Raw genomic sequence first — 25,774 nt, forward strand, 5'->3', positions numbered from 1 at the left:
ATTAAAGTGATTTGGCAAGTCTTATTCCCATAAACTGCCATCTAAACTGTGGATGAAAAAAGTTTCTATAAGTAGATCGTGAGTGATCTTTAGAGGTAGCAACTGAAGCTCCCCGAAGCACCATCTGGTTTACCATAAATTTACCATTGTACTCTCCTATTGCGCCTGGAGCAACTTGAAAGCCTGGATAAGCCAGATAAGCAGAGTTGGTCCATTCCCATCTTTTACCCCAGTCAAATTGATCCTGGGCTACCTCCCACTCAAATTCGGTAGGCAATCTCTCTCCTTTCCAACTTGCAAAAGCCGAAGCTTCATAGAAATTCACATGAGCAACGGCAGCCGCAAGATCCACCGGCTTCATGCCATCCAAAGTATAGTAAAACCAAACCTCGTCTTTCTTTTCCCAATAAAGCGGAGCTTTGACCTTCAATTCCTTTGTCCACGCCCACCCTTCATCATGCCAAAAGGTCGGTTCTTCATAACCTCCAGCTTCCATAAACCCCAAATACTCCTGATTGGTAACCAATGAGGACGATATCGCAAAATCATTGATATAGACCTTGTGCGGATTTAGCTCATTGTCATAGCAAAACCCGTTATCATTATATCCAATTTCATAAATTCCTGCATCAACGGAAACCCATTTTGACCTTGGTTCAGGAGTGTATTCCTTAATGTCCATTACGCTAGGGCTCAAAGGATTAAACCATAGGCTATACTTTAAGTCCGTGATCAGCAATTCCTGATGCTGCTGCTCGTGATTCATCCCCAAGATTACCAATTCATTTATCTCTGCAATATCCTTTTGAATCAAGTTTTTCATGGCCCCGTCAACGTATGCGCGATAGGTTTTCACTTCACCGACAGAAGGCCTGGACATTAGACCACGCTGATTTCTAGCTGTCCTGACACCTAGAGAATTGTAATAGGAATTGAAAAGGAAGTTAAACTGGGGATGTTTCACCACATAATTGGGCTCATTTGGTACCAAGATAAACTGCTCAAAAAACCACGTTGTATGGGCTAAATGCCATTTTGGGGGACTAACTTCTTCTGAGGCTTGTAGACTGAAATCTTCAATAATCAAATTTGAACAAAGATGAAAAGTGTGATTTCTGACTTCCTGAAAAGCTTCCAATAAATTCATATACATCTGATATTTAGCTACACTAAGTAAGGTGATGCTTTTTATTCCTTGCCAATATGTACCAAAGCATCACCGGTGTTAATCACCGGCATATTGTTCATTCCTATGATATGACCGTTGGTTGGCGATTTCACCGGAATTTTAATCTGACCATACGGATCCGAAATCCGTGCCAAGATCTGTCCTTTTTTGACTGATTCGCCTACTTTCACACTGGCATTGAAAATCCCGGAGGCTTTCGCCCTTACCCAATTACTTTCTTTCAAGAAAACTGTCGATTGAGGTGCAGGTGCTTCTGCAAGCATCCCTAAACTTGCCAGCATGCGCTTTGTTCCATTCACTCCTTCTTCAATCCCATAGTCATCCAGACGCATCGATTCTCCGCCTTCAAACACCAAAATATGTTTCCTCGCTTTATAAGCCTCTTTTCTAAAGGATTTCTCTATGTATTTTGAATTGAGTATGTAGTGTGTTCCAAATGCCTTTGCAAGATCTACCGCTATTTTATCTTTGTAGTCCACACGAACCTGTGGAAAATTCCCCAACATACGTCCTCCTGTATGAAAGTCGATACCGTAGTCAATCTGCGGGATGATTTCATTACTGAGAATAAAGGCGATGCTTGCTGCCAAAGAGCCTTTTTTACTCCCCGGAAAACTACGGTTAAGGTCCCTACCGTCAGGAAAAGTCCGACTATTGGATAGAAAGCCGTATATATTCACCAAAGGGATAAATATCAAGGTGCCCCTTAACAGTTCAAGCCCTTCATCTATTTCCTCCAAAAGCCTTTTGGCAGTTACAACACCATTAATTTCATCCCCATGCACGCCGCCACTGATTAAAACTACGGGCCCGTCTTCTTTGGATGATCGGATGAAAATAGGAAGATCTATTAAGGTATGCGTAGGGAGTTTGGCAATTGCTATTTCTATATTCATGGACTGGCCGGACCTGATCCGCACACCATTTATAACCAATTCTTTCATGTGTTTATAATTGTTTTCTATTGGCCACATGGAATCTCGCACGGTTTATAATCATCCCACTGTGTGTCGTCTTCGACATGCTCGATTTCATCTTATTACTTTTTGATTTACGCCGGTCATAACTTGTTCCGTGGCGAAGGTAACGGAATAGCCTGTCCCGAACTTGATTCCGGAGAATCCCGTGTAGCTTATAATCATCCCAATGTGTGACGCTTGAGTCATGCCTCGTCTTAGGCAGGCTCGATTACATATAATAGATTCGATTGGATAACTCATTTCTTATTTGAGTAAAATCTTGCTTATTTCGCAGGGCACTCTAAGTTTATGAATATACAAGAAAACATCTCCCTCAAGGCATACAATACCTTTGGAATTGCTAAAAATGCACGATTTTTTGTCTCTGTAAAATCAGTAAATGAGCTAAAAGAAGCACTGGAATGGGCTAAACATCAGAAAATCAATCCATTGATTCTTGGCGGAGGAAGCAATATCCTATTGACTCAAAACCAAGAAACTTTAGTGATCAAAATTGAAATTCAAGGCATAAATTTAGTTCTGGAAGAAGAAGAGTTTTATTTCGTAGAAGTCGGTGCAGGAGTGAATTGGCATCAATTTGTACTTACCTCCATCGCTAATGGTTGGGGTGGAATAGAGAACTTATCCCTAATTCCCGGTACAGTAGGCGCTTCTCCAATGCAGAATATCGGTGCTTACGGCGTAGAAATCAAAGATGTATTTTACAGCTTGAAAGCCTTGAATCGAGAGAGCTTAAAAATACGGGAATTCAATGCAGAGGAGTGCCGGTTTGGTTATAGAGAAAGTGTTTTCAAGCACGAACTCAAGGATAAGTATGTGATTTGTTCCGTGATTTTCAGGCTGTGTAAAGTCCCAAAATTTCATATAGAATATGGAGCTATTAAGGAAACATTGGAAGCTTCCGGAGTAAAAGAACTCACGCTAAAAGCTATATCAGATGCAGTGATCCAGATCCGTCAATCAAAACTTCCCGATCCTAAAAAAATAGGAAATTCAGGTTCATTCTTCAAGAATCCGACTATTCCAGAAGAGCATTTCAAAAATTTAAGAAGCGAGCATGCTTCTATTCCAGGCTTTCCAAATACGGAAGGAGTAAAAGTTCCAGCTGCCTGGCTGATCGAGCAATGCGGCTGGAAAGGCAAACGGTTTGGGGAAATTGGCGTGCATGCCGATCAGCCTCTTGTTCTGGTAAATTATGGAGACGGAGATGGGAATGAAATCAAGGAATTGGCTGTGAAAATTCAACAGTCGGTCTTCGAGAAATTTGGTATAGACATTCACCCGGAGGTGAACTTCCTTTAATTTCGGATTATGCATTAGGTTTCGAGATAGCCTTTCCCGATTTTAATCGGGAAAGGCTATAATTGCAAGAAAATCAGGCTTATTTTGAAGCAATTAATGGCTGTAATAACTTGTGTGCCGTGGCGTAGAATTGCTAATGCCTATTTCGGGTTACACCAATGGGTCGTTGACTTCTAGCTTTTTCTCGTATTTGTCTACCTGTACACCGAATTTTCTTAAGAAATCAACACCTTCGTCGGAACCTATGCCTTTGTATTCCGCATATGAAAATAGATAAATCACCCGTGATATCCCCATGGAGAAAATGATCCTTGAGCAGGCAAGACAGGGAGAAAGCGTTACGAAAAGCGTTGATCCTTCCACTGAAGTGTTATTTTTCACCGCATAAAGTATTGCGTTTTGCTCAGCATGAAGAGCAAGGGAACAGCTTCCTTTACTATCTCTTGCGCATCCTTTTTCAGGAAATTCAACGTCACAATTATGCGTTCCGGCAGGAGGACCGTTATAACCTATGGATATAATACGCGTGTCTTTCGTGAGAACAGCGCCCACATGCTTCTTGATACAATGAGAACGTTTGGCCAAATTGACCGCCAGTTCCATAAAAATATCATCAAAATCAGGTCTAATCATTTCTTATACTTTCGCCAAAATTAGCATTAGAAATCGAAGACAGGTAAGAATACTAAATTTTAGGTATTAGTTTTTCGTTAATAAGGTATAAGTTAACATTCAGATACATTCCCCGTATTGAGAAGAAAAGATCATAACAATGAACAACCCACGCAAAAAAATACTGCTATTTACACTTATTCTACTAGTTGGTCTTACCTCTTGCAGCTCCATAGAAATTTTTGAGGAGAACAATGAAATCCCCATTAAAAGTCCCTATCAATCATTTGTCATCATCAATCAGGAAGTGGGTATGAGGGGTTTTTCCTCAGAGCTTATAGATCACCAAGTTCAAATACACTTAAAAGAAGCGCTGCAAGCCCATGGATTGGTTTACGATAAAACCGGTCCTGAATTGGTTATCCGATATACCTCAAATGAAGACCCAAGAAAAAGGGAAAACTTCCAGAATTACAACCCTTACCCTTTTTGGGGGTACAGAGTATGGGATCCATGGATGTACAACCCCTACTACAACAACCGCAACAATAATTCCGGCACCACTCATTATGAGTTAGTTCAGGTGATCGTGGACTTCATAGACCAGAAAGAGGATAAATTACTCATGACTTTGACAGGAGTAACTGAAGTAGGCAGTCAGAAAACAAAAAGCAAAAAAGTGCTGAAGACCACCGATAAAATCATCGATTACTTCCTATATGAATTAGAGCAAAACCACTGATCATCACTAGTGTTTTCCGGTAATTCAGCCATAATCTTTTTACCTGAATTTATATTATAAATTTAGTGGTGAATCTTCCCACAGAAATCTCAACTTTATTCCATCCTTAATTGGCAAAATATTTGTTCTGCATGAATTGAATGTTACTTTTGTAACGTATAAATTGTATTTCAAACGCAAATTTTTGCTATTTAATGCTTACCATTGTCTTAATAGATGACGATCCGATCAGTACATTCGTTACTGAAAAGCTAATTTCCAGAAATGTGAAAGAGCCATGCCGGTTTTATAAATATCAAAGTGCAAAGGCAGCCTTGGAAGAGATTTATTCTATTAAGCCTAATTACCTGTTCTTAGATCTAAATATGCCCGAAATGACGGGTTGGGATTTTCTGGACAATTTTAACCCTGCTCAAAACGAAGCACAAATCTACATCCTGAGTAGTTCTGTGGACGAAAGGGATATCAGCAAAGCCAGTGGCTACAGTGTTGTGAAAGATTACCTTTCTAAACCACTTATCCTGAAGTATATAAAATCTATTTTCAATTAATTTTTTACAAGTCCATTCTTTCGTCCGACAATAGGCTTTCACATTTATTTTTATCATCAAGGTGACGTGTCAACCAGCCTTGTATATCAGAAAGCCGCATTAAATAGAGGCTCAAAACTATTTAAATAAAACTCGCATAAAAAAAGTTGAAAAAAAAATTATCCGCAGTATTGTGCTAAATGATTTTTTACTTTAATTCGTATCGTTCAACGATTAAAAAACCCCTATCTAAACTACTATGGAGGATTTTGAAGACAATTTTGAAGATGACGACAACTTCACTGATGAGGAGGATTTCGGCAATGATTTCGAAGATGAATATGATCTCGATGAAGAAAGTGAGTTTGTCGATGACAACATCTTGGATTTTGATGATGATGATGAAGAGGAAGATTTCGATGATGATCAGTTCGATTAACCGGATTCCTTTGGTTAATTGGAGTTAAGAATTTATCTTCGGGCAATCTTTAGAATTTCAACAATTTGATCATGATACTACTTGACGTTTTCAGTTCTCCACTTGCCGGAGGTGCACAGACCTTCCTAGTGATTGTATGTATATTAATCGGTCTTGGAGCCGGAATAACTGCAATAGATACCAGAAGCACATTCACCAAGAAGAAAAAAGCTGATCATTAATAACTTATATCTTAATTAAAGAGATTGTCTCTAAATTAGTCAGAAAGGCTAGCCGAAAATTGGCTAGCCTTTTTTATTTTACCCAATTTTACCCAAAACATGTATCCCGCCAGCCTCGGAACAGTCTATGCATGCAGTGAACACCTGTTCCTGCAGCAGGCTCAATTTCTTTATAGAAGAAAAAGTCCTTTTTTGTTTCAATAACCATATTCTCTAAAGCTGTTTTTACTTCGTCAAGAAATTCAGGTTTAGCTTTTACAATTGCAGTCAAATTAATTTTCATTATGTAATGGTTAATTGGCCCTGTGTAAAGAAAACGTGCTTAAGGTGTTCTCTGTATTGTTCGGTATAGTTAGCTATACGTTCCCAGTTTACATTCTTCTCAAGATCGTGAAAGTGTATGCTCTCAATACGGTTCGGAAGAAACTTAGAGACCAGGCTAAGTTTAACCCGGGTTTTGCATTAGGTTTCGTTAAGAGACCATTAATTGTAATAAAATCAGGCTGTTTGGAGACTGAGTCCGCCGCAGCGGATATGTTGAAGTCGAAAATTGCAACGCAGTGACTGATTTTGAAGCAATTATTGGTCGCAATAACTTGTACGCAGTGGCGTGCTAATGCATAATGCGGGTTTAAATTTTCGGAGAAAATTCACTTTCCAGTAAATCTAGAAGATTTCTCACGGAATTTGCTTTGTAATTTTTTTGAGAAAAATCCAGATCGGGCAAAGTAATCGTCTGATCAAACTGTTCAGTCCCTTTTTCCTTCCCTGAGGTAATCAATAGGATCTTTTTCGCATGCTTATGGGCTAATAGCAGCAATTCATAGCACGCTTTGCCTTCGGAAGATTGGCTATCATATTTCCCTTCTCCGGTGATTACCAAATCGGCCCACCTCACTTTCTTTTCCAGATCCACCTGATCAAAAAAATAAGCTGATCCGAATTTAATCTCCGTCTCGAAAAAAGCAGATAAGCCCAACGCAATTCCACCTGCTGCACCAAATCCGGACCTGTCTTCAAAAGTACGCTTCTGCCTAAGAAACAACTTTCTAATGACTGTTTCACATATGGCTTCGTAAATCTTAAACTGATTTGGTAAAATCCCTTTTTGCGGACCGAAAACGGGAATCGCCCCCCTATCCCCGAAAAAAGTATTTTTCACATCACAAAGACATGAAAATCTAACCTTGGGTATATGCGTAGACTTCTGTACATGACTGATTTTAGAAAGATAATCGGGAGCAAAAGGAACCAGTTCACTTCCATTTTCATCAAAAAAAACAACTCCCAAAGCAGCCAGTATTCCGATTCCCAAATCAACAGTGGCACTTCCGCCAAGGCCTAATACTATTTCCTCTGCACCAAGATCCACAGCATCTCGAATAAGCAAACCTGTCCCAAAACTAGATGCTACAAAAGGCATTAGGGTCTCAGTTCCCAAGTTCGCTATTCCTGAAGCTGCAGAAACATCTATATAGGCCTTTTTGGCATCTCTATCCCATCCATAGGAGCAAGGAATAGGCCTTCCAAAGGGATCAAGGACCCGCACACACTTTTTTTCCAACCCTAAAATCTCAGCTAGCAACTCACAGGTGCCATCTCCTCCATCAGCAATCGGGAGGACTTCGGTATTGACTTGAGTAAACTTTTTCCGGATAAATGCCTGAATAATTTCTCCTGATTCACGTGCACTCATAGTGCCCTTGAATGCATTGGGAGAGATCAGAATATTCATAGCAATCAGGTATTTTTCATTCTACGAAAATAATCTTTTGAAGCTGCTCTTACTTTGGGTGCCAAATAGAATGTGGAGATCATCGTAGGCACAGCCATAATCGCATACATGCCATCTACCAAGCTCACCACCACCTCCAACGAAGCTACAGCACCCGCTACAATTGTAATCAAATAGAAATAATTGTAATAATCTGCTCTTTTGGCTCCAAACAAATAACCAAAACACTTGTGGCCATAATAAGAATAGGTGAACATCGTGGACAATGCAAAAACAAGTACAGCAAGCATCAGCAAGTACCTGCCTACATAGGGAAGTGCCATATCAAATGCTGCCAGCGTAAGCCTAACACCGTCCTTTTCTGTCGATTCCCATACGCCTGTAAGCATGATTACAAGGGCTGTGAGTGTACAAACGATCACAGTGTCTATAAAAGGCCCCAGCATTGCAATCAAACCTTCCCGAATAGGCTCATTGTTTTTGGAAGCACCATGTACCATGGGAGCGGTTCCAATACCGGCTTCATTAGAGAAGGCTGCTCGTCTCGCACCTACTATAATCACCGTACCAACGGCTCCGCCAGCCATAGCTTCCCCTGTAAATGCATCACTTACGATTTTCAACAACATCTCCGGTACATCTCCTAGGTATTTAAATACGATTATAATTACCGTTACGAAGTACAATCCGACCATGAAAGGAACCATTTTTGCCGCCACGGCGGCGATTCTCTTTATTCCCCCAAGTATAACAATTGCAACAAGTACCATCATTGTAATGCCTATAATCCATCGTGTCTTATCTCCTTCATCCAAACCTGCAGGTTCCAGAATTACCGTTCTTAGTACGGCCGTTAATTGGTTGGCTTGAAAAATCGCCAGCAAGCCCATGATACCTGCTCCACAAAAAATAATAGACAGAAATTTCCACTTTTTCCCCATCCCCTCTTCAATCACATACATGGGACCTCCCTGTATCTGTCCTTCAGAATCCTTTCCACGATACATGATGGCTAGACTACAGGTATAAAATTTAGTTGCCATTCCTACAAAAGCCGAAACCCACATCCAAAAAATTGCGCCTGGTCCACCCATATTAATGGCAATGGCCACACCACTGATATTTCCAAGTCCTACAGTGGCCGCAATAGCTGCGGACAATGCCTGAAAAGAAGTGATCTGGCCAGGAGCCATGCTGTCATCATATTTCCCCCGAAGCAATCCTACCGCATGACCAATACGACGGAAAGGAACAAATCCTGAATGAAACAACAGAACCATTCCTCCACCCATTAATATGATAAGCATTGGGGTTCCCCAAATCCAGTTAGCAAAGGAAATAATGTACTCGCCCATTAATTGTTTTTTGGTTTAGTGATCACACTGCTCAATGTATCATTTTAAATTAAGAACCATATTAGGCTCATTTTAATCAATTTCAAAGAATATTGTGCTTCAAACAATAAAAAACCCGACTTCCGCCGGGTCTTTTTATCCTTCAGCATGCTTTACCAATTGACTTTAGGTGACCGATAAAAGCCTACCCCTTTGATATCCCACCGCTTACCCTGAATAGCAATTCTCTTTTGGAAATCTTCCCAATTTCTTCGCTCATTAGAGGACCAGGCAACTTCAGCCAAGGCAGTCAATCTGGGAAAGGCCATATATTCGATGTCGGCACGGTCGGTGATAGTTTCAGTCCATAGGGGTGCTTCGACCCCCAGAATATCAGATTTGTTTATCCCTTCCGAATAAGTGGCAGGATCCCAATTGTAAGCGTCATCAAGTTCTATATATGCCGCCCAGTGAAGCCCCAGCGTAGAAGTAGAATCGTATTGCATATCGAGATATGCCCGCTTAGCCGGAGACATCAATATTTGGTTACCTTGTTCTATGGCAAATTTCGCATTTTCTTCCAAGGCCCAAAATTGAGCAACTGATCCAGGAGATAATTTTGCTGTGGCTATTTCATCCCAGCCTATGCTTTTCTTACCATACTTGGATACTATCTCCTGCACACGCTCAATAAAATAAATATAATCCTCCTTCTCCGTCACATGAGACTCATCTCCTCCGATATGAATATAAGGCCCCGGAGTAAGCTCCACTAGCTCTCTTATTACATCTTCTACAAAAGTATAAGTGATTTCTTTGTTTGTGGCAAATGTGCTAAACCCTACCTCGATTCCTGTGTAAATCTCGGCCGGCTGTGGATTCTTGTCTAGGATGTCAAAATCAATCTTACCTTCGTTCATTGTAGCAAAATCACCATTCGGTAAATTTACTCCCGGATTAAGTTCGCCATAGGATGCCAGAGCAGCATTGGTATGGCCCGGCATGTCTATTTCCGGTACAACTGTAATAAATCTCTCAGCTGCGTAGGTGATGATCTCGGCGTAGTCTTCCTGAGTGAAAAAACCGCCTTCAGTTCCGCCAACTTCAGTCTTCCCCCCTATCTCTGTCAGTTTTGGCCAAGATTTGATTTCAATTCTCCAACCCTGGTCATCAGTTAAGTGCAGATGTAAAAAGTTGAATTTCAGACTTGCCATCTGATCGATGTAATGCTTTACATCTTCCATACTTATAAAATGTCTGGCTACATCCAGCATTGCCCCTCTGTAAGCAAACTCCGGTTCATCTTCGATCTTACCCTCTGAAACCACCCAGTCATAATCTACTACAGAGGTATTTTCAATCTCTGCAGGGAAAGCCTTGATTAAAGTCTGCATACCATAGTATAGTCCAGCTGCAGAAGTTGAGGAGATTTTTATCCAGTCGCTTTTGATTTCGACACTATACTTTTCTGAAGCCTCTCCGGCTACCAATTCCAAAATCAAATCACCGGTATCAGTGCCTACAGGAATATCATACCCGGTTGCTGGCCGTAGATTTTCTGCCAAGTAATTCCCAACTCTTTTCAAGTCCTCGCCGCTCCCCACCAACTGGACTGAAGAACCTGAACTTAATTCAAAACTTCCTGATGAAGATGATAAAAAGCTTGGAATTGGAATAATGCCAGTCTGATCCAACGGAACAGCATTTGGTGCTTGACAGGAACTGATAGAAAATGCTACAAGTGCAGCAATAATCTGAAAGGAATGCTTCATAAAGTAAAAGGTTTGGGTAAACTTAATTTATTTTTTCAATAATCTTCCTGATACTAATTGATTTTATAATTAAACCGTTTTTTTGCTGTTTAATAAAACATCTCAACTAGGACTTGAAGTATTTTTATGAGTGGACTCAAGATTGTGGGTTGTTTTTGATAATTTCAAATTTTACATGGTCAGAAGTTGGACTGATTATAAAAATCATAAAAAAAACCCTCTTTAACATAACTATTAATCTAATGAAAAGTGAAGGCTCAAAATCTGGGAATTCCAGAAGAAAATTTCTTAAAGGCTCAGCATTGGCAGCAGCCGGATTTTACATTGTTCCCAGAAATGTCCTGGGTGGCCCCGGTTTTATAGCTCCGAGTGACAAACTTAGAGTAGCCGGTATCGGTGTCGGCGGGATGGGCGGAAGTGATGTTCGTGGAGTCACCCAAACAGGAAAAGTAGATTTTATGGCACTTTGTGATGTGGATGACAATAGAGCGAAGTCTAGTAGGGAATTACACCCGAAAGCCAAGTACTATAAAGATTTCAGAGACATGCTTGAAAAGGAAGAGAAGAACATTGACGCTGTCACTGTATCCACTCCGGATCACATGCACGCTGTAGCGGCCATGGCTGCTATGAAAATGGGGAAGCATGTCTATGTACAAAAACCACTCGCCCACGATATCTACGAGGCTAGAATGCTTACTGAAGCAGCTGAAAAATATAAAGTAGTCACCCAAATGGGCAACCAAGGTTCTTCGGGAGACGGTGTCCGTCAAATGGTGGAATGGTATGAAGCAGGATTAATAGGCGACGCCACCAAAGTATATTCTTGGACAGACAGACCTGTGTGGCCTCAGGGAATCCAATGGCCTACGGAACCTGTGACTCCTCCGGCTGATTTGGATTGGGATCTTTGGTTAGGAACAGCTCCCTATAAGGATTATGTAGGCAATCTTGTTCCCTTTAATTGGCGCGGATGGTGGGATTATGGGACCGGTGCATTAGGAGATATGGCCTGTCATATTATGGAGCCTCCATTCCGTGTGTTGAGCCTAGGCTATCCCAAATCTGCGGAATGCTCAGTAGGTTCCGTGTATGTAGGTGAATTCCAGAGAGGCTATTTCCCTGAAAGCTGCCCTCCTTCTTCACACATTACTTTACGGTTTGACAGACCGGGAAAAGAAGACCTGGAATTTCATTGGATGGATGGTGGTATTCAACCAACTAGACCGGAGGAATTAGCCCCAAATGAGCAAATGGGCGATGGCGGTAATGGCGTAATCATAGAAGGCACTAAAGGAAAAATGATGTGCTCTACTTATGGAAAAAATCCGCAGCTGCTGCCTACGTCAAAAACTCAAGAGGTCAATATACCTCAGACCCTGCACCGTGTTTCAGGTGGGGATACCGGTCACTACAATAACTGGGTAGAAGCCTGTATTGCAGGACATGGATCGGAGGAATTTAAAAACTTGAGTTCGCCATTCTCTATCGCAGGTCCATTGACTGAATCTGTCCTGATGGGAAACCTTGCCATAAGAAGCTACGATTACAGAACTCCAAAACCTGATAATCCCAACCAGTTTGATTATCCGGGCAGAGGAATCAAGCTTGTCTGGGATGGCCCTGAAATGAAAGTCACCAATTTCGAACCAGCCAACCAATTTGTAAGAAGAGAATATAGAGGCGATTATTCATTATAATTTATGTCTATCCGCTTAGCTGCGGGTATATACTTGGAATTAATGATGGAAATTCAAAATCCAGACATGACTCCGGTACCGTGCCATGCGAACACTCTATAGTATAATCAAACAGAAAACGGCTTTGAAAATATATTCAAAGCCGTTTTCACTATCGCTCTACCTCCAGTTCTACTCTTCTATTTTTGGATCGGCCTACTTCGGTTGCATTGGAAGCGAGTGGTCTGGTACCTCCCCAACCTGAGATCCTGAGATTTTCAAAGGCAACCCCCTGCCCGATCAAGTAATCTCTAACACTCCCTGCTCTATCCATAGAAAGACCTTTGTTCAGTCCGGGATCACCCGCATTGTCTGTATGCCCATGAATCCTAAGCTTCATATCCGGATTTTCCACTAAAAATTTAGCCAGTTCATTCAAAGATTTTTTTGTCTGTTCTCCTTCCAATTCCGCAGTACCTCTCTTGAAGTTAACATCATCAAGCAAAATGACATTCCCAGACTCAGCCTTAGTCATTAAAACAACCGTTGGCTCACCGATCTTGATCTCATTAAGAGAAATAGCCTTTGGGAAATAGCCCTTAGAATTAACCGTAATTTCTGACACTTGAGCATTCTTCAATTCAGATAGTTTGACCGAGTCAGCTGCACTTTTATATACCACAGCACCTACGGATTTCCAAGTAATCGAGTAAGGAACCAACGTCTTGTTCTTAGCATCTACTACAAACCAAGAAATAGGCTCCTCTTCCTCTTCTGCTACTTGCTCCGACATTTTTACTTCAGGAAAACCAATAGCAGATGAAGGATAAATTGGCACAACTGATGCGCTTTTAGTTGTTTTTGGCAAAGTCTTAGAAATCAAAGGCTCAGATACAGCTTCGGTAAACTCCTCCGGTGTCACCAGAGGCACTACAGTTTCGAAAGTCAATAAGTCCGCAAAACCGTCACTATTCTGTGTGCTGGTCCACACCACCTCCTCCTCATTGATAAAGGTGACTGAAACCTCAGATCCGGGAGAGCTTATTTGCTGCCATATGACCGGTTTACTCCAGTTATTCCAACCTTCTCCCATACGTTTTGATATAAATATATCCTTCCCTTGTGCACCTGTGTGCATATTGGAAGAGAAATATAATTTTTCCGTTTTAGAATCGTAGTAAGGACTCATTTCTTGTCCTTTTGTGTTGATGGCTGAACCAATGTTGACAGGAGCTGACCATGCTGCCGGACCGGTTTTTTCACTCACATAGATATCTTCATTTCCTTTGGAATCTTTTCCTTTTCCCGAAAGAAAAATCACATTTCTGCCTGAAGCCACTCTCCCGGTGACTTGCCCGGAAATGGCCTCCAATCCTGTCATGGATACTTGCCTAAGATAGTTCCAGTCTGAGCCGAACTTAGAATATTGATAAATCCCAAATCTTTCACCGCCTGTATGATATACCAACAACGTAAGGAAATCTTCCAAGCCCAGAGAAAAGTCATACCCATCGGTACTGAGATCGGCACGGTGTACAGCCTCCTGCCATTCACCGGAATCGGATTTTCTAGTCATCCAGATATCACCGGGATCAGCTGTTCCCCCTACGTTCTTAGGGTGAAAAGCCCGTGTAAACAGTAATGTATTGTCTCCAATCCAAACAGGATTCATATCGTCTTGCGGAGTATTGGCACCGGAAAGCGAAACTACTTTTTGGGCTTCTAGATTGAATGAAAAGCAAAAAGCAAGTAGCATTACGCCACTTGCTTTTTTTAATACATCAGTGAATTTTTTCATAATATTTATTGATCCAGCACAATGGCAAATACCAATGGTGCTACGATCGTTGCATCTGATTCGATGATAAATTTCGGCGTATCTATTCCCAGTTTTCCCCAAGTTATTTTCTCATTGGGAACAGCTCCGGAATACGAACCATAAGAAGTGGTCGAATCAGAGATCTGGCAGAAATAGCCCCAAAGCGGCACATTTTCTCGTTGCAAATCCTGATGCAACATCGGCACCACACATATCGGGAAGTCTCCTGCAATTCCCCCGCCAATCTGGAAAAATCCGACAGTACTTTCGTCAGTAGCCGTATTTGTGTACCATTCTGCCAGATACATCATGTACTCAATGCCACTACGGACGGTGTGTACATTCTTCACATCACCTGAGATCACATGGCCTGCAAACATATTTCCCAAAGTAGAATCTTCCCATCCAGGTACTATAATAGGAAGGTTCTTTTTGGCCGCTTCCAGCAACCAGCTATCTTTTGGATCGATTTGATAAGAATCTTCTAGCTTACCCCCAAGCAAGATTTTATAGAAAAACTCATGCGGAAAAAAAGCTTCTCCGGCCTGATCTGCTTTTACCCATTCTTCTAAAATCACATGTTCGATTCTTCGCATTGCTTCCATTTCGGGAATACATGTGTCTGTCACACGATTCATATGGCGCTCTACCAAATCCTGCTCTTGTGCAGGAGTAAGCTCACGATAGTTTGGAATCCGCTCATAATAATCGTGCGCTACCAAATTGAACACATCCTCCTCCAAATTGGCCCCTGTACATGTAATTATTTGAATCTTGTCTTGGCGGATCATCTCCGCAAGAGAAATACCCAGCTCAGCGGTAGACATGGCACCTGCCAGGGTTACCATCATCTTGCCGCCATTATCCAGATGGGCTTTATATCCTTCTGCTGCATCGATCAATGCAGCAGCATTGAAATGTCGGTAGTTATGCTTTAAAAATTCAGTGATTTTCATTCTATAAATTTTCGTTTGAACCTCAAAAATACCCAATTTTTCGCCACAAAAAAACCCAGCCTAAACTGGGTTTAATAATATTGTGATTAAGTAGATCTGCTTATTTTGCCGTGTCGGCAGGAGCAGCAGTGTACTCTTTGTTGATTCCTTCAATTACCGAGGAAGTAAGGTCGATCGCCTCATTGGCATACCATATTGCCCCACCTCTGGTGTAGCTCAAGATGACATCAATATCATTGCTTTCAGCATAAACTTTAAGGTAATTCTGTACTTTATCATACACCTCACTGTACAACGCCGACTCATCCGCAGACAATTCCTGCATCAGGTTATCACGATAGGTCATTAGGTTTTGCTCTTTTTTAGCCAGTTCCTCTTGCTTTGCTCTCTGCTGGTTTACGGTCATATTGCCACCGGTTTGCTGAAAAGTCTGAACTTCTTGCTGAAATCCACTAGCTCTCCCCTGAAGATCACCTTCAAATTTCTTTCCCTTCTCAGTCAGTTCTTCTGACTTTTTCTTAAAGTAATCATACTTGTTGATCACGCTGTCAGTGTAAACAAAAGCAACATTCAAATCACCTTGTTTAACTTCTTTCGAAGCGGTTTCGCCAGTAGTAGAAGTTCCCGCTTTATCACAGCCGTATAGAAGCACTGTAGCAAGGCTCAATGCACCGATTAGTTTTAATCCTCTTTTCACTTTGTTGATGTTAATGATTACAAGGGCGCAAATATAAAGAAAGTATTGATTTTACAAGGAATGACTTAGAATCTCTCGTCAAATCCGTCAGAAATATAGGTCCTGAGCCAACCTGTACACCATCGTATGAGCTTCAACTATTTTGGACACTTGGGCTGAATACCCACCACCCATACAGCACATTATCGGTACATCCAGTGATTTGGCCAATTTTAAAATAATCTCATCACGCTTTTTCACTCCATCTATACTCATTGACAGCCGTCCCAATTTGTCACTCTCCAATACATCCACACCGGACTGGTAGATGATGAAGTCAGGTGTAAATTCCTTCAGAATAAGTTCAAGTTGGGACTGGAGAATTGCCAAATATACATAATCACCTGTACCATCAGGGACGGCACAGTCTAGGTCAGAGACTTCTTTGTGCATAGGATAATTCTTTTCTCCATGCATACTGAATGTGAATACAGATGGATTATCTGCAAATATACTTGCCGTACCGTTACCCTGATGTACATCGAGATCCACTACCAAAACCTTCTTGGAAATTTGATTGACAATCAAATAATTAGCCGTAACAGCAATATCATTTAACAAACAAAAGCCCTCTCCCCGATCGGAAAAAGCATGGTGAGTACCTCCTGCTACATTCATTGCAATCCCATATTCCCGTGCATACAGCGCAGCCTGAACTGACCCATGCAAAATAGTAATCTCCCTCTCCACAAGTTCTTTGGATAAAGGAAATCCAGTAGCCCGGATTTCGGACTTGGACAACGTCAAAAACTTTAGTTTCTCCCAATATTCTTTTGCGTGAGTATTCAGAATCCAGTGTTCATTGAGGGGTACCGGTTGAAAGAAATTCCCCTCTGACACGATTCCTTCATAAACTAACTGGCCAGGAAGCAATTCATACTTTTCCATCGGGAACCTATGATTTTGGGGCAATGGATGCTTGTAAATAGGTGAAAATGCAATTTTCAGCATAAAAAAACGCTTGTGATCAACAAACGTCGTTAGGTATTTCTACTCAAATAAGATCAATCTTCGGCATCTTCTTCCTCTTCAGATTGAAAAGCATACATGGTGTCGTCTAACTCAAGTGTGTCATCGTTAAACTCCTTGATAAAATTAGAAATCACAAGCTCATCTATGTGATCTACATTCAATCCGGCATCTAAGCCAATCCCGAAGTCATGATGAGTATCCACATCAACGAATTCTTGCACCTTCACGCTCTCCTCTTCCTCGATCTCCATGATGATCTCAGTAATAAACCATCCGATCTCTTCTTCTTCACTTGTCAACGGCTTCAAATTGCCATTTTCATCTTCTTCATAGGATATACTTTTGAAATTGGGGAATTTCTGAGCTGCTTTATGTTCTGCAAGTTCATAGACTTCGCTGGCATGATGTAACCGTAGCGTATACAATGCAGCGTCGTATATTACTTCTTTGCCTTGGTACATTCCTATGAAATAGAAATTCACAAACTCATCGGAGTTTTCTTCATCGGCAATGATCTTGAAGGTCTTATTGAGCATACGTAGTTCTTCCTTTAGCTCCTCGATGCGCTGCGGGTCAAAACCTGGATTTGAGATTGACATAGGTCAAATAGTTAAAGAGTACTTATTTTTTAAGTGATTAGCAATTCAATAGTACTAATTCGTATAGTAATATAGTATCAAAATCTAATCGAATATAATTAAATCTACAAAGTCTCATAAAGAAATTGTAACTGAATTGAAGTTTTCTTAGAAACAAGTAGATGTGAGATCGTGTACTGGATTTGGAATCTCCCGGCGAATTGAGGTATGAACACCCCGATTCTCTCTTTATTTCACTTTAAGAATCCTAAAAAAGAAAGTCTCAATTTCTCAATCAGAAGGATTGAGATCATTCCCAAAAAGAGAGTTAATCATGCTCACCACAACGGCAAACAATACAGCCCACCAGAAGCCATCCACCTGAAAACCGGGGATAATCCGATCAGCCAGCATTATCATCAATGCATTTATAACCAACAAAAAAAGACCAAGTGTCAAAAATGTAATGGGCAAAGTCAGAATTACCAAAATTGGTTTCAGCGTAACATTGATAAGTATGATGACTGCCGCAAGTATAAATCCCGTCATGACCGTATCTATATGAATCCCGGGCAATAAAAATGCTGCAATAAGCACCGCAATACCGCCTAAAAGGATTTTGACAAGGAAGTTCAATGGTCTATTGCTTTTCTCCATGGGATTAAAAGTAAGAAATTACCTTAATTTTCCTAAACCTGACAAATATCACCTCGAAAATATGGAATGGAAAAGGCATGAAATTCGTTACCTGAAAAACGTTGCCGTATATTTACGGCATTAAACACAACATAAATCCTACACCAAGTGATAATAATCATTTTCTTCTTGTTGCATTGGTATTTCTCCCTGTTTTGCCAAAGCTTCTTCTTACACAGATACGCTGCCCATCAAATGTTCTACATGAATAAATATTGGGAAAAGTTCTTCTATTTCTTCACCTGGATGTGGCAAGGCAGTTCTTACCTCTCTCCGCGGGCATATGCCATCCTACATAGAATGCACCATGCCTACAGTGATACTCCCAAGGATCCACACAGCCCCCACCATACAGAGAATTTATTTACCATGATGTGGAAGACGAAGAACATTTACAACGAATATTTTTCTTTCCGTCTCAAACCGGAGGAGCGATTCTCCAAGGATATTCCTGATTGGAACAAATTTGACAAATTTGCTGACACCATGCTTGTAAGAGTGAGCTGGGGACTACTGTACGTCGCCATCTATGTGCTGTGTATTTCAGTGTTTGATATGCCGGGAACCCATTGGTGGATGTATTTTCTTCTTCCTATTCATTTCCTTATGGGGCCTGTGCATGGCGCTATAGTAAACTGGAGTGGGCATAAGTACGGATATGCTAATTTTGACAATAATGACCAGTCTAAAAACAGTCTTTTACTGGACGTTTTGATGCTTGGAGAGTTGTTTCAAAACAACCACCACAAACTCCCTAACAGGCCTAATTTCGCTGTTAAATGGTATGAGTTTGATCCTACCTACCCGATCGTCAAACTACTTCACATGACAAGGATAATCAAGTTAAGATCCGCATAAATTCAATGGCCTCAAATGAGGCCATTTTTGTTGAACTTGATAAATTAGAGTACAAACGTCATATCTCTTTGGTTAAAAAATATTAAAAGTAAAGGTGGTTTTTTTTGCAATTGTGAAACTAAACGAATAATTTTCTAGCAATTAAAACTTAACGCCTTATTTATGAAACCATTAACAAGAGCAGAAGAGGATATCATGCAGATCCTCTGGGATATCGAACGAGGGTTCGTGAAAGATATCCTTACTCCTATGAGCGAACCAAAGCCCGCCTATAACACTGTATCAACGATTGTCAGGATTTTGGAGCGAAAAGGATTTGTAAGCCACAAATCTTATGGTAAAAGTCACGAATACTTTCCAATAGTATCCAAAGACGAATACCGTTCATTCATCATCAAAAAGATGTTGGATGGCTATTTCGAAAATTCTTTCGGAAAACTCAATGAGTTTTTCAAAAATGATGAAACGTTGAATACGAAATCGTATCAATAATCATTTTTGAGAAAATGGGAAATAAGAAAACCCGGTATTGCTACCGGGTTTTTTATTGCTAAATTATGTACATCCGACTTATTCGAAAAAACTACGTTCAAGTAATTCAATCTACTTCCTTTAACAGTTCTTCCACGGCTTTCTGTAGTTGCTGATCTTGTCCCTGATCAATTTTCCCCGGCATATTTTTCACTTCAAATTCAGGTTTGGTCTCATTATTCTCCAACCATTCTCCGGCTTTATTCTTAGCTGATATAGGCACAGCTCCCCAGCGTGATCCATCAGGCAAAGCTTCCCAGCCGGCAAATGAACAAGTACCCGGTGTAGGCATTCCCACCGTCTTTCCGATATTCAAATCGGTATACCCACATGCAAAGCAATGTCCGTCAGAATAATTAGCTTCATTGAACATCGCTAGCGTAGGCTTAGTCCATCGCGCTGTAGGTTCATATCCTACTTCCCTCGCCTCAGTAGCGTAAGTCAGAAACTTTTCACCGGTAAAGAACATGGCCAAGTCAGCCACTAAATCACCGCCTCCATTGAATCTCGTATCCACGATTACAGCCTCGCTATCATGGTATTTGCCCATCATTTCTTCATAGACGTTTCTATAAGGACCATCACTCATACCGGGAATATGCACATACCCAAGTTTTCCGCCACTTAGACTGTCGACCTCTGCCTGATTCATTTTGACCCAACGCTTATACAATAATTGATTTTCGGCTCTAAGTGAAATCGGCTTAATGGTAACCTGCTTTCTCTCATTTGACTCCGGATTTACCAATTCAAGCAAAGTGAACGTATCTGCTTTTCTGTTGAGAAACTTTGCTATATCACTTTCAGGCGTAAGAGTCAGACCATCAATTTTCTCGATAATCATTCCTTTTTTAATATTCAACCCGGTCTTATCCAATGGTCCACCTGCAATAACTTCAGTAATTTTAATACCGTCGCCCGTATGACTGTAATCCCAAAACACACCCAAGGCTGCAGTAGCATCAGCCATCTCTACGGATCTTGAGTATCGCGAACCAGCATGGGACACATTCAATTCACCAATCATCTCTGAGATCATTTCAGAAAACTCGTAGCTATTTCCGATGGATGGAAGATACTTTTTATAATCCACTCTGGTTGAATCCCAGTCAACCCCGTGCATGTCCGGTGTATAGAATATGCCTTTGGTACGAAGCCATACATGCTCAAACATATACACCATTTCCGCTTCCCTGTCATACGTCATTTCACCTGCAATCTTAATCGCCTCCTTTTTCATTCCATCGGGATTGATTTTGGATATGCTTCCATTACTGAGGAGGTAAAGGTTTTTTTGTTCCTTGTCCCAGGTCAAATTCGCATAATTAGCATCTAGGCTAAGCTCCTGCTTTGTTTCCTTGGTTCTGAGGTCTGTACTCCACAGATTCATCCCCTTCTCAAATGCTGCCAAATAATAAAGTTTGTCTCCATCCTTTGACAAAACCGCATCGCCAAGAGAAGAAGAATGTATGGTCAGTTTGGCCTTGCGATCTTCTATTCCATCCCAGTCGAACTTCAAATCCTCAACCTTCTTGTCTTTGTCCTTGTCCTTATCATCTTTAGATTTATCATCTTTCTCTTCTTTCTTATTCGCTTTTTCTATCTCTTTCATCAAGTCAAAGTCTTCTTTGGACAAGGTGAATTTTTCCCAGGCAGCCTTATCAAAAAAGAGCGAGTATACATCATTCTGACTTTGCCCACTGGTAGCATAACTTCTCAAACCATCTCTGTTGGAAAACCAAAGCATTTGCTTTCCATCATTCACCCACATCGCATTTTCGTCTCCATATCCACTTTTAGTCAGGTTTTTCATTTTCTGCTTGCCGGAAGCATCCAAGAGCACAACTTCAGAATTTGCCATTGTAGGCCTGTAAGTTGCCAAGAGCCACTTGCTATCAGGTGCCCACGTGAAGTATTGATCTCCGTCACGCATATGGAAAAGTTCATCCGGGGTCATAAGCACAATAGATTCCTGCGATGCCAAGTCCAGTATTTTTAGAGTTCTTCTGTCTTCTACAAAAGCCAGCTTTTTTCCATCCGGGGAAAATTTAGGCAGATAAGCTTCACCTTCCGATTTTACGAGCGGTCTCTCTTCCAATAATGTTGAAGCAAAGAAAAAAGGCTCTTCTGATCTTACTTTTGTACTTTGGAAAATCTGCCACTTGCCATCTCTTTCACTAGCATAGGCCAATGATTTTCCATCAGGGGAAAACTCCACAAAGCGTTCCTGCTCAGGAGTATTTGTAATTCTTTTGGTCAGAGCACCGTCCACTGAAGTTACAAAAACCTCTCCTCTAGCCACGAAAGCAATCTCTTTGCCATCAGGAGAAATGGACATTTCCCTAACTCCCCCATTGATGGAAATGTAATTGTCAGAGTTGGTAATTGCTTGTGTCTGGAGCGTGACAGCAAGCTTCTTTGGAGCTTGCCCCTTGCGAAGTGTATAAAGTTCTCCATCGTATCCAAAGCTCATCAACCCATCGTTGGAAATGCTTAGAAAACGGACAGGGAAATTCTCCAAAGTTGTGAGTGCCTCAGTTTGGGAAGGATCGGCAGTATTCATAGCAAAGACATTGAAACTTCCATTGGCTTCGCTCAGGTAATAGATTTCTGATTCATCCGGAGAAAAGACCGGGGTTCTATCTTCTCCATAGAAGGTGGTCAGCATTTGATGGGTATTGGCTCTGGTATCGTACAGCCAGATATCACGGGCAATGCCTGACTGATGATGCTTGCGCCACTCATTCTCTCCCCCTTTTTTGTCATGGTAAACCATCTTGCTTCCGTCTTTGCTGACTTTTACATATTCAGCGGGAATTGTAAAAATCTGATCTACCCTTCCGCCGTTGCGGGCAACGGAATAAAGCTCAGGCTGTGAACCGGACGGATATTGTCTGTGCTCAGCTATATCCATCCGCTGGGTTCCAAATATCACCGATTGATCATCAGCAGAGAATTCGAACGGCTGTTCGTCATTTGAATGAAATGTAAGTCTGGTGGCGGGACCACCTTCAGGTCTCATGGTAAATACATCAAAGTTACCATAACGATCAGAGGCGAAAGCGATTGTCTTTCCATCATGACTCCATACAGCTTGATAATCATGTGCCTCATGAAAAGTAAGCTGCCTTGCAGTTCCTCCTGTGCTTGCTACCAAATACAGATCGCCTTTGTAGGTAAAGACAATATGGGTTCCATCAGGAGAAATAGCCGGATATCGCATCCATTTAGGAGCTTCTTGTGCTAGTGCCATATTGCCTAGAAAACAACCAAGGAGCAATGCAAAAATCTTTAATCTTTTAGTCATAAAATTGGATTTAGTGCTTTAAATTAATCAAAAATAAAATTTGAACTACCTGACTTTTTTTGATCGGTGTTATTCAACACATGTAAGATTAAAATCCAATATGCGTACCCGTTTAACTGCCTATGTGTATTTTGAGTTAATTCTAGAAGTTCAAATCTGCCAATTCCCCCTTTTCAAAGGGGGCAGAGGGGATTTTCTATGAATAAAACCAGATATAATTCTGGTACATGCATTCATGTGGATACTCATAAAATCCAATAATGTATCAAAGCTTTCCTTCATTCCTTCGGTATACAAGGCTATATTTGCACCTCGAAAAATCAACTCATTGGATGAACTCATTTATAGAAGAATTACGCTGGAGAGGCATGCTTCAGGATATGACACCCGAAATCGAAGAACACCTGGCTAAAGGAATGGCTTCGGCATATCTGGGTTTTGACCCTACGGCAGATTCCCTACATATCGGTCACTTGGTAGGGGTGATGACCTTATTGCACTTCCAGCGCGCCGGACATAAGCCATTTGCCCTGGTAGGCGGTGCTACCGGGATGATCGGAGATCCATCCTTCAAATCAGCTGAGAGAAATCTGTTGGATAAAAACACCCTGGATCATAATGTGGCTGGCATCCAGGATCAACTTTCGAAATTTTTGGATTTTTCCGGTTCTACGACTAACAAAGCCGAACTGGTGAATAACTACGACTGGATGTCTGAGTTTAGCTTTTTGGACTTTATCCGCGATATTGGAAAGCATATTACCGTAAATTACATGATGTCCAAGGATTCTGTAAAAAGAAGATTGGAGGACGGAAATGGGCTTTCCTTTACAGAATTCACTTACCAACTGATCCAGGGCTACGATTTTTACCATTTATGGAAAAATAAAAATTGCACTATTCAGCTGGGTGGATCAGATCAATGGGGAAATATTGTGACAGGCACCGAATTGATTCGAAAAATGGGAGGAGGCAGTGCTTATGCATTGACCGTTCCCCTGATCACCAAGGCAGACGGAACGAAGTTTGGCAAAACCGAAGGCGGATCTGTTTGGCTGGATCCCGAAAAAACTTCCCCTTACGCATTCTATCAGTTTTGGCTGAATGTGTCTGATGAAGATGCTGCTAAATATATCCGAATTTTTACCGTTTTGGACCGGACAACAATTGAAACACTGGAAGCAGAGCATGCAGAGGCACCTCATCTTCGTGTGTTGCAAAAAGAGATAGCCAAGCAAATCACCGGCATGGTTCACGGTGAATCTGATTTTGATATGGCCGTGAAAGCATCTGAGATATTGTTTGGTAAATCTTCCACCGAAGATCTGGCAGCATTGGATGAGCGGACTTTCCTTCAGGTTTTCGAAGGAGTTCCCCAAGTACAGATTAGCCAAGAGGAATATTCAGGATTGAATTCAATTTTGGATCTTTTTGGGGAAATCACTAAGGGGATTGTTTTTCCTTCAAAAGGAGAAGCCAGAAAAATGATCCAAGGAGGTGGAGTAAGCATCAATAAAGAGAAAATTGCCGATCCTAGTGCTCCTATAAGTTTGACTCTTCTTCAAAACAAATATCTACTTGTACAAAAAGGTAAGAAAAATTACTATATCGTAGAAGTGAAGTAAGTACATGATACTCACTCTAAAAAAGGCTTTAGGGAATCTCTAAGGCCTTTTTTTATAAAATTTTGCTAAATAATCAATAAGTAAAAGCCTCCCTTTGACCCAAGTTTAATATCTTTGGGTTCTATTTTTAGAAAAAGATTTTAACCTATGCCTGGAGAGAAAAATAAGGAAAAACTCATTTTGGATTCGGCTGTAGCACTCTTCACTTCCAAGGGCTATCTGGCCACCAGAATGGAAGATGTAGCCAAAGCCGCAGGAATCAGCAAAGGCTTGACCTATTTCTATTACAAGAATAAGGAAGACCTTTTTATGGCTTTGACAAAGAAAGCCTTCGATCAATTCAAAGATGAATTTCGGGACGAATGGTCTAATAGGAACAAGGGAAAAACCGGATTGGATATGCTTTGTTCCTTACTGGTGAAGATTGTTGCCTTTGCAAAATCCAATCAGGTGTATTATGACTCCATTCTCAATTTCCTTGATCTACTCAAGAAGTACAACAATCCTGAAACACAAAAATTAATTGATCAGAAAACACTGGAATCTGCCCATTTTCAAAAGCTACTGGAAATCCATCATGAACCTGCCAAAATAGGAATAATGATGGTGAGTCAAGGAATCAAAGACGGAAGTATTCGTGCTGAACTACAACCGGAAATCACTTTCTATACCATCTGGAGTATGATCATTGGCTATGAGAAAATGCTCGGGCCAATAGAATACGATGGTAAAGACCTAAAAATCCACTCAGAAAACTGGGAACCGGGATTTCTTCGCCTCATGCAAGAAATGCTAAAAGGCACCATTCAAGCCACCAAGAAAACTACAGTGCAAACTAGTTTATTCTAGTACAAGTAAAACGAGCACAGGTGGTATAAAATAATAAAGGCTGTCGAAAAACTCTCTCGCCAGCCTTTATTTATATACTTAGGGCACACTGAAAAACGCAAGTAATAGATCAAAAGCTATCCTATTGAATGATTAACCTATTTTTGATGCGAACGGTTTTTCAGCAAGTGCAAGCTTATTGAGCAGAATGGATCTCTATCCGTGCATCAGAAAATCCCAATATCGGGATTTTCAAGCTAGCCTCAGCCATACCATCTTCTACGGAAGCTGGCATACCTGAGACTTTTTCAGCAAGCTCTACTCAATAGATGG

The 25,774-nt window shown here is 41.0% G+C and carries 24 protein-coding genes; 10 read left to right on the forward strand and 14 right to left on the reverse strand.

The window, feature by feature from the left end:
• Position 1 precedes the first annotated feature (1 nt).
• Together egtB and ID165_RS08295 are read right to left on the reverse strand one after the other, a co-directional pair.
• Entirely contained in the window at positions 2-1,147 is a 1,146-nt protein-coding gene (egtB, locus tag ID165_RS08290) for an ergothioneine biosynthesis protein EgtB (protein ID WP_192349886.1), read from the reverse strand.
• Between the two features lie 41 nt (positions 1,148-1,188).
• Entirely contained in the window at positions 1,189-2,133 is a 945-nt protein-coding gene (locus tag ID165_RS08295; RefSeq protein WP_192351396.1) for a succinylglutamate desuccinylase/aspartoacylase family protein, read from the reverse strand.
• A 324-nt stretch (positions 2,134-2,457) separates the two neighbouring features.
• Here ID165_RS08295 and murB point away from each other — a divergent pair, with 324 nt between their 5' ends.
• Positions 2,458-3,471: a UDP-N-acetylmuramate dehydrogenase gene (gene murB, locus ID165_RS08300; protein WP_192349887.1), complete on the forward strand. Its 1,014-nt coding sequence runs from the start codon at positions 2,458-2,460 to the stop codon at positions 3,469-3,471.
• Positions 3,472-3,621: 150 nt separating this feature from the next.
• On the opposite strand, the gene ID165_RS08305 is transcribed toward murB, so the two are convergent.
• Entirely contained in the window at positions 3,622-4,104 is a 483-nt protein-coding gene (locus ID165_RS08305; RefSeq protein WP_192349888.1) for a dCMP deaminase family protein, read from the reverse strand.
• A gap of 139 nt (positions 4,105-4,243) precedes the next feature.
• On the opposite strand from ID165_RS08305, the gene ID165_RS08310 reads away from it, so the two are divergent.
• From ID165_RS08310 to ID165_RS08325, 4 genes are all read left to right on the forward strand, one after another.
• On the forward strand, positions 4,244-4,825 hold the full coding sequence (locus ID165_RS08310; RefSeq protein ID WP_192349889.1) for a DUF4136 domain-containing protein: 582 nt from the start codon (positions 4,244-4,246) through the stop codon (positions 4,823-4,825).
• A 194-nt stretch (positions 4,826-5,019) separates the two neighbouring features.
• Positions 5,020-5,376 carry a response regulator gene (locus ID165_RS08315; protein ID WP_192349890.1) on the forward strand — a complete coding sequence of 119 codons (357 nt, stop codon included), beginning with the start codon at positions 5,020-5,022 and terminating at the stop codon, positions 5,374-5,376.
• Positions 5,377-5,614: 238 nt separating this feature from the next.
• Positions 5,615-5,794: a hypothetical protein gene (locus ID165_RS08320; RefSeq protein WP_192349891.1), complete on the forward strand. Its 180-nt coding sequence runs from the start codon at positions 5,615-5,617 to the stop codon at positions 5,792-5,794.
• Positions 5,795-5,865: 71 nt separating this feature from the next.
• On the forward strand, positions 5,866-6,015 hold the full coding sequence (locus ID165_RS08325; protein WP_192351808.1) for a hypothetical protein: 150 nt from the start codon (positions 5,866-5,868) through the stop codon (positions 6,013-6,015).
• 88 nt (positions 6,016-6,103) lie between these two features.
• On the opposite strand, the gene ID165_RS08330 is transcribed toward ID165_RS08325, so the two are convergent.
• From ID165_RS08330 to ID165_RS08345, 4 genes are all read right to left on the reverse strand, one after another.
• A complete protein-coding gene (locus ID165_RS08330) occupies positions 6,104-6,298 on the reverse strand; it encodes a hypothetical protein (RefSeq protein WP_192349892.1) in 195 nt (64 codons plus the stop codon).
• 348 nt (positions 6,299-6,646) lie between these two features.
• Complete coding sequence (locus ID165_RS08335) at positions 6,647-7,750, reverse strand: glycerate kinase (RefSeq protein WP_192349893.1); 1,104 nt, start codon at positions 7,748-7,750, stop codon at positions 6,647-6,649.
• Between the two features lie 5 nt (positions 7,751-7,755).
• Positions 7,756-9,105, reverse strand: coding sequence for a sodium:alanine symporter family protein (locus ID165_RS08340; protein WP_192349894.1), 1,350 nt, complete (start codon positions 9,103-9,105; stop codon positions 7,756-7,758).
• Positions 9,106-9,257: 152 nt separating this feature from the next.
• A complete protein-coding gene (locus tag ID165_RS08345) occupies positions 9,258-10,856 on the reverse strand; it encodes a family 20 glycosylhydrolase (protein WP_192349895.1) in 1,599 nt (532 codons plus the stop codon).
• Between the two features lie 242 nt (positions 10,857-11,098).
• Here ID165_RS08345 and ID165_RS08350 point away from each other — a divergent pair, with 242 nt between their 5' ends.
• A complete protein-coding gene (locus tag ID165_RS08350; RefSeq protein ID WP_192349896.1) occupies positions 11,099-12,556 on the forward strand; it encodes a Gfo/Idh/MocA family protein in 1,458 nt (485 codons plus the stop codon).
• Between the two features lie 151 nt (positions 12,557-12,707).
• On the opposite strand, the gene ID165_RS08355 is transcribed toward ID165_RS08350, so the two are convergent.
• The 6 genes from ID165_RS08355 to ID165_RS08380 all read right to left on the reverse strand — a co-directional run bounded on the left by ID165_RS08355 (position 12,708) and on the right by ID165_RS08380 (position 18,253).
• Positions 12,708-14,333 (reverse strand): OmpA family protein, encoded by a 1,626-nt coding sequence (locus ID165_RS08355; RefSeq protein WP_192349897.1) that lies wholly within the window; start codon positions 14,331-14,333, stop codon positions 12,708-12,710.
• A gap of 5 nt (positions 14,334-14,338) precedes the next feature.
• Positions 14,339-15,310 (reverse strand): deoxyhypusine synthase family protein, encoded by a 972-nt coding sequence (locus ID165_RS08360; protein ID WP_192349898.1) that lies wholly within the window; start codon positions 15,308-15,310, stop codon positions 14,339-14,341.
• A gap of 100 nt (positions 15,311-15,410) precedes the next feature.
• Complete coding sequence (locus ID165_RS08365; protein ID WP_192349899.1) at positions 15,411-16,007, reverse strand: OmpH family outer membrane protein; 597 nt, start codon at positions 16,005-16,007, stop codon at positions 15,411-15,413.
• An 87-nt stretch (positions 16,008-16,094) separates the two neighbouring features.
• Complete coding sequence (locus ID165_RS08370; protein ID WP_192349900.1) at positions 16,095-16,997, reverse strand: histone deacetylase; 903 nt, start codon at positions 16,995-16,997, stop codon at positions 16,095-16,097.
• Positions 16,998-17,050: 53 nt separating this feature from the next.
• Positions 17,051-17,617, reverse strand: coding sequence for a hypothetical protein (locus ID165_RS08375; RefSeq protein ID WP_192349901.1), 567 nt, complete (start codon positions 17,615-17,617; stop codon positions 17,051-17,053).
• Between the two features lie 270 nt (positions 17,618-17,887).
• A complete protein-coding gene (locus tag ID165_RS08380; RefSeq protein ID WP_192349902.1) occupies positions 17,888-18,253 on the reverse strand; it encodes a phage holin family protein in 366 nt (121 codons plus the stop codon).
• A 147-nt stretch (positions 18,254-18,400) separates the two neighbouring features.
• Between ID165_RS08380 and ID165_RS08385 the strand changes: the two genes are divergently transcribed.
• Both ID165_RS08385 and ID165_RS08390 read left to right on the forward strand, forming a co-directional pair.
• On the forward strand, positions 18,401-19,150 hold the full coding sequence (locus ID165_RS08385; protein ID WP_192349903.1) for an acyl-CoA desaturase: 750 nt from the start codon (positions 18,401-18,403) through the stop codon (positions 19,148-19,150).
• Between the two features lie 162 nt (positions 19,151-19,312).
• Positions 19,313-19,642: a BlaI/MecI/CopY family transcriptional regulator gene (locus ID165_RS08390; protein WP_192349904.1), complete on the forward strand. Its 330-nt coding sequence runs from the start codon at positions 19,313-19,315 to the stop codon at positions 19,640-19,642.
• A gap of 106 nt (positions 19,643-19,748) precedes the next feature.
• Here the strand turns inward: ID165_RS08390 and ID165_RS08395 are convergent, their stop codons facing one another.
• Positions 19,749-22,988 (reverse strand): DPP IV N-terminal domain-containing protein, encoded by a 3,240-nt coding sequence (locus ID165_RS08395; protein ID WP_192349905.1) that lies wholly within the window; start codon positions 22,986-22,988, stop codon positions 19,749-19,751.
• 332 nt (positions 22,989-23,320) lie between these two features.
• Between ID165_RS08395 and tyrS the strand changes: the two genes are divergently transcribed.
• A complete protein-coding gene (tyrS, locus tag ID165_RS08400; RefSeq protein ID WP_192349906.1) occupies positions 23,321-24,613 on the forward strand; it encodes a tyrosine--tRNA ligase in 1,293 nt (430 codons plus the stop codon).
• A gap of 147 nt (positions 24,614-24,760) precedes the next feature.
• A complete protein-coding gene (locus tag ID165_RS08405; RefSeq protein WP_192349907.1) occupies positions 24,761-25,462 on the forward strand; it encodes a TetR/AcrR family transcriptional regulator in 702 nt (233 codons plus the stop codon).
• The last annotated feature ends 312 nt before the right edge of the window (positions 25,463-25,774 follow it).

It is taken from the genome of Algoriphagus sp. Y33 (genome assembly GCF_014838715.1).
In the GTDB taxonomy this organism is placed as follows: domain Bacteria; phylum Bacteroidota; class Bacteroidia; order Cytophagales; family Cyclobacteriaceae; genus Algoriphagus.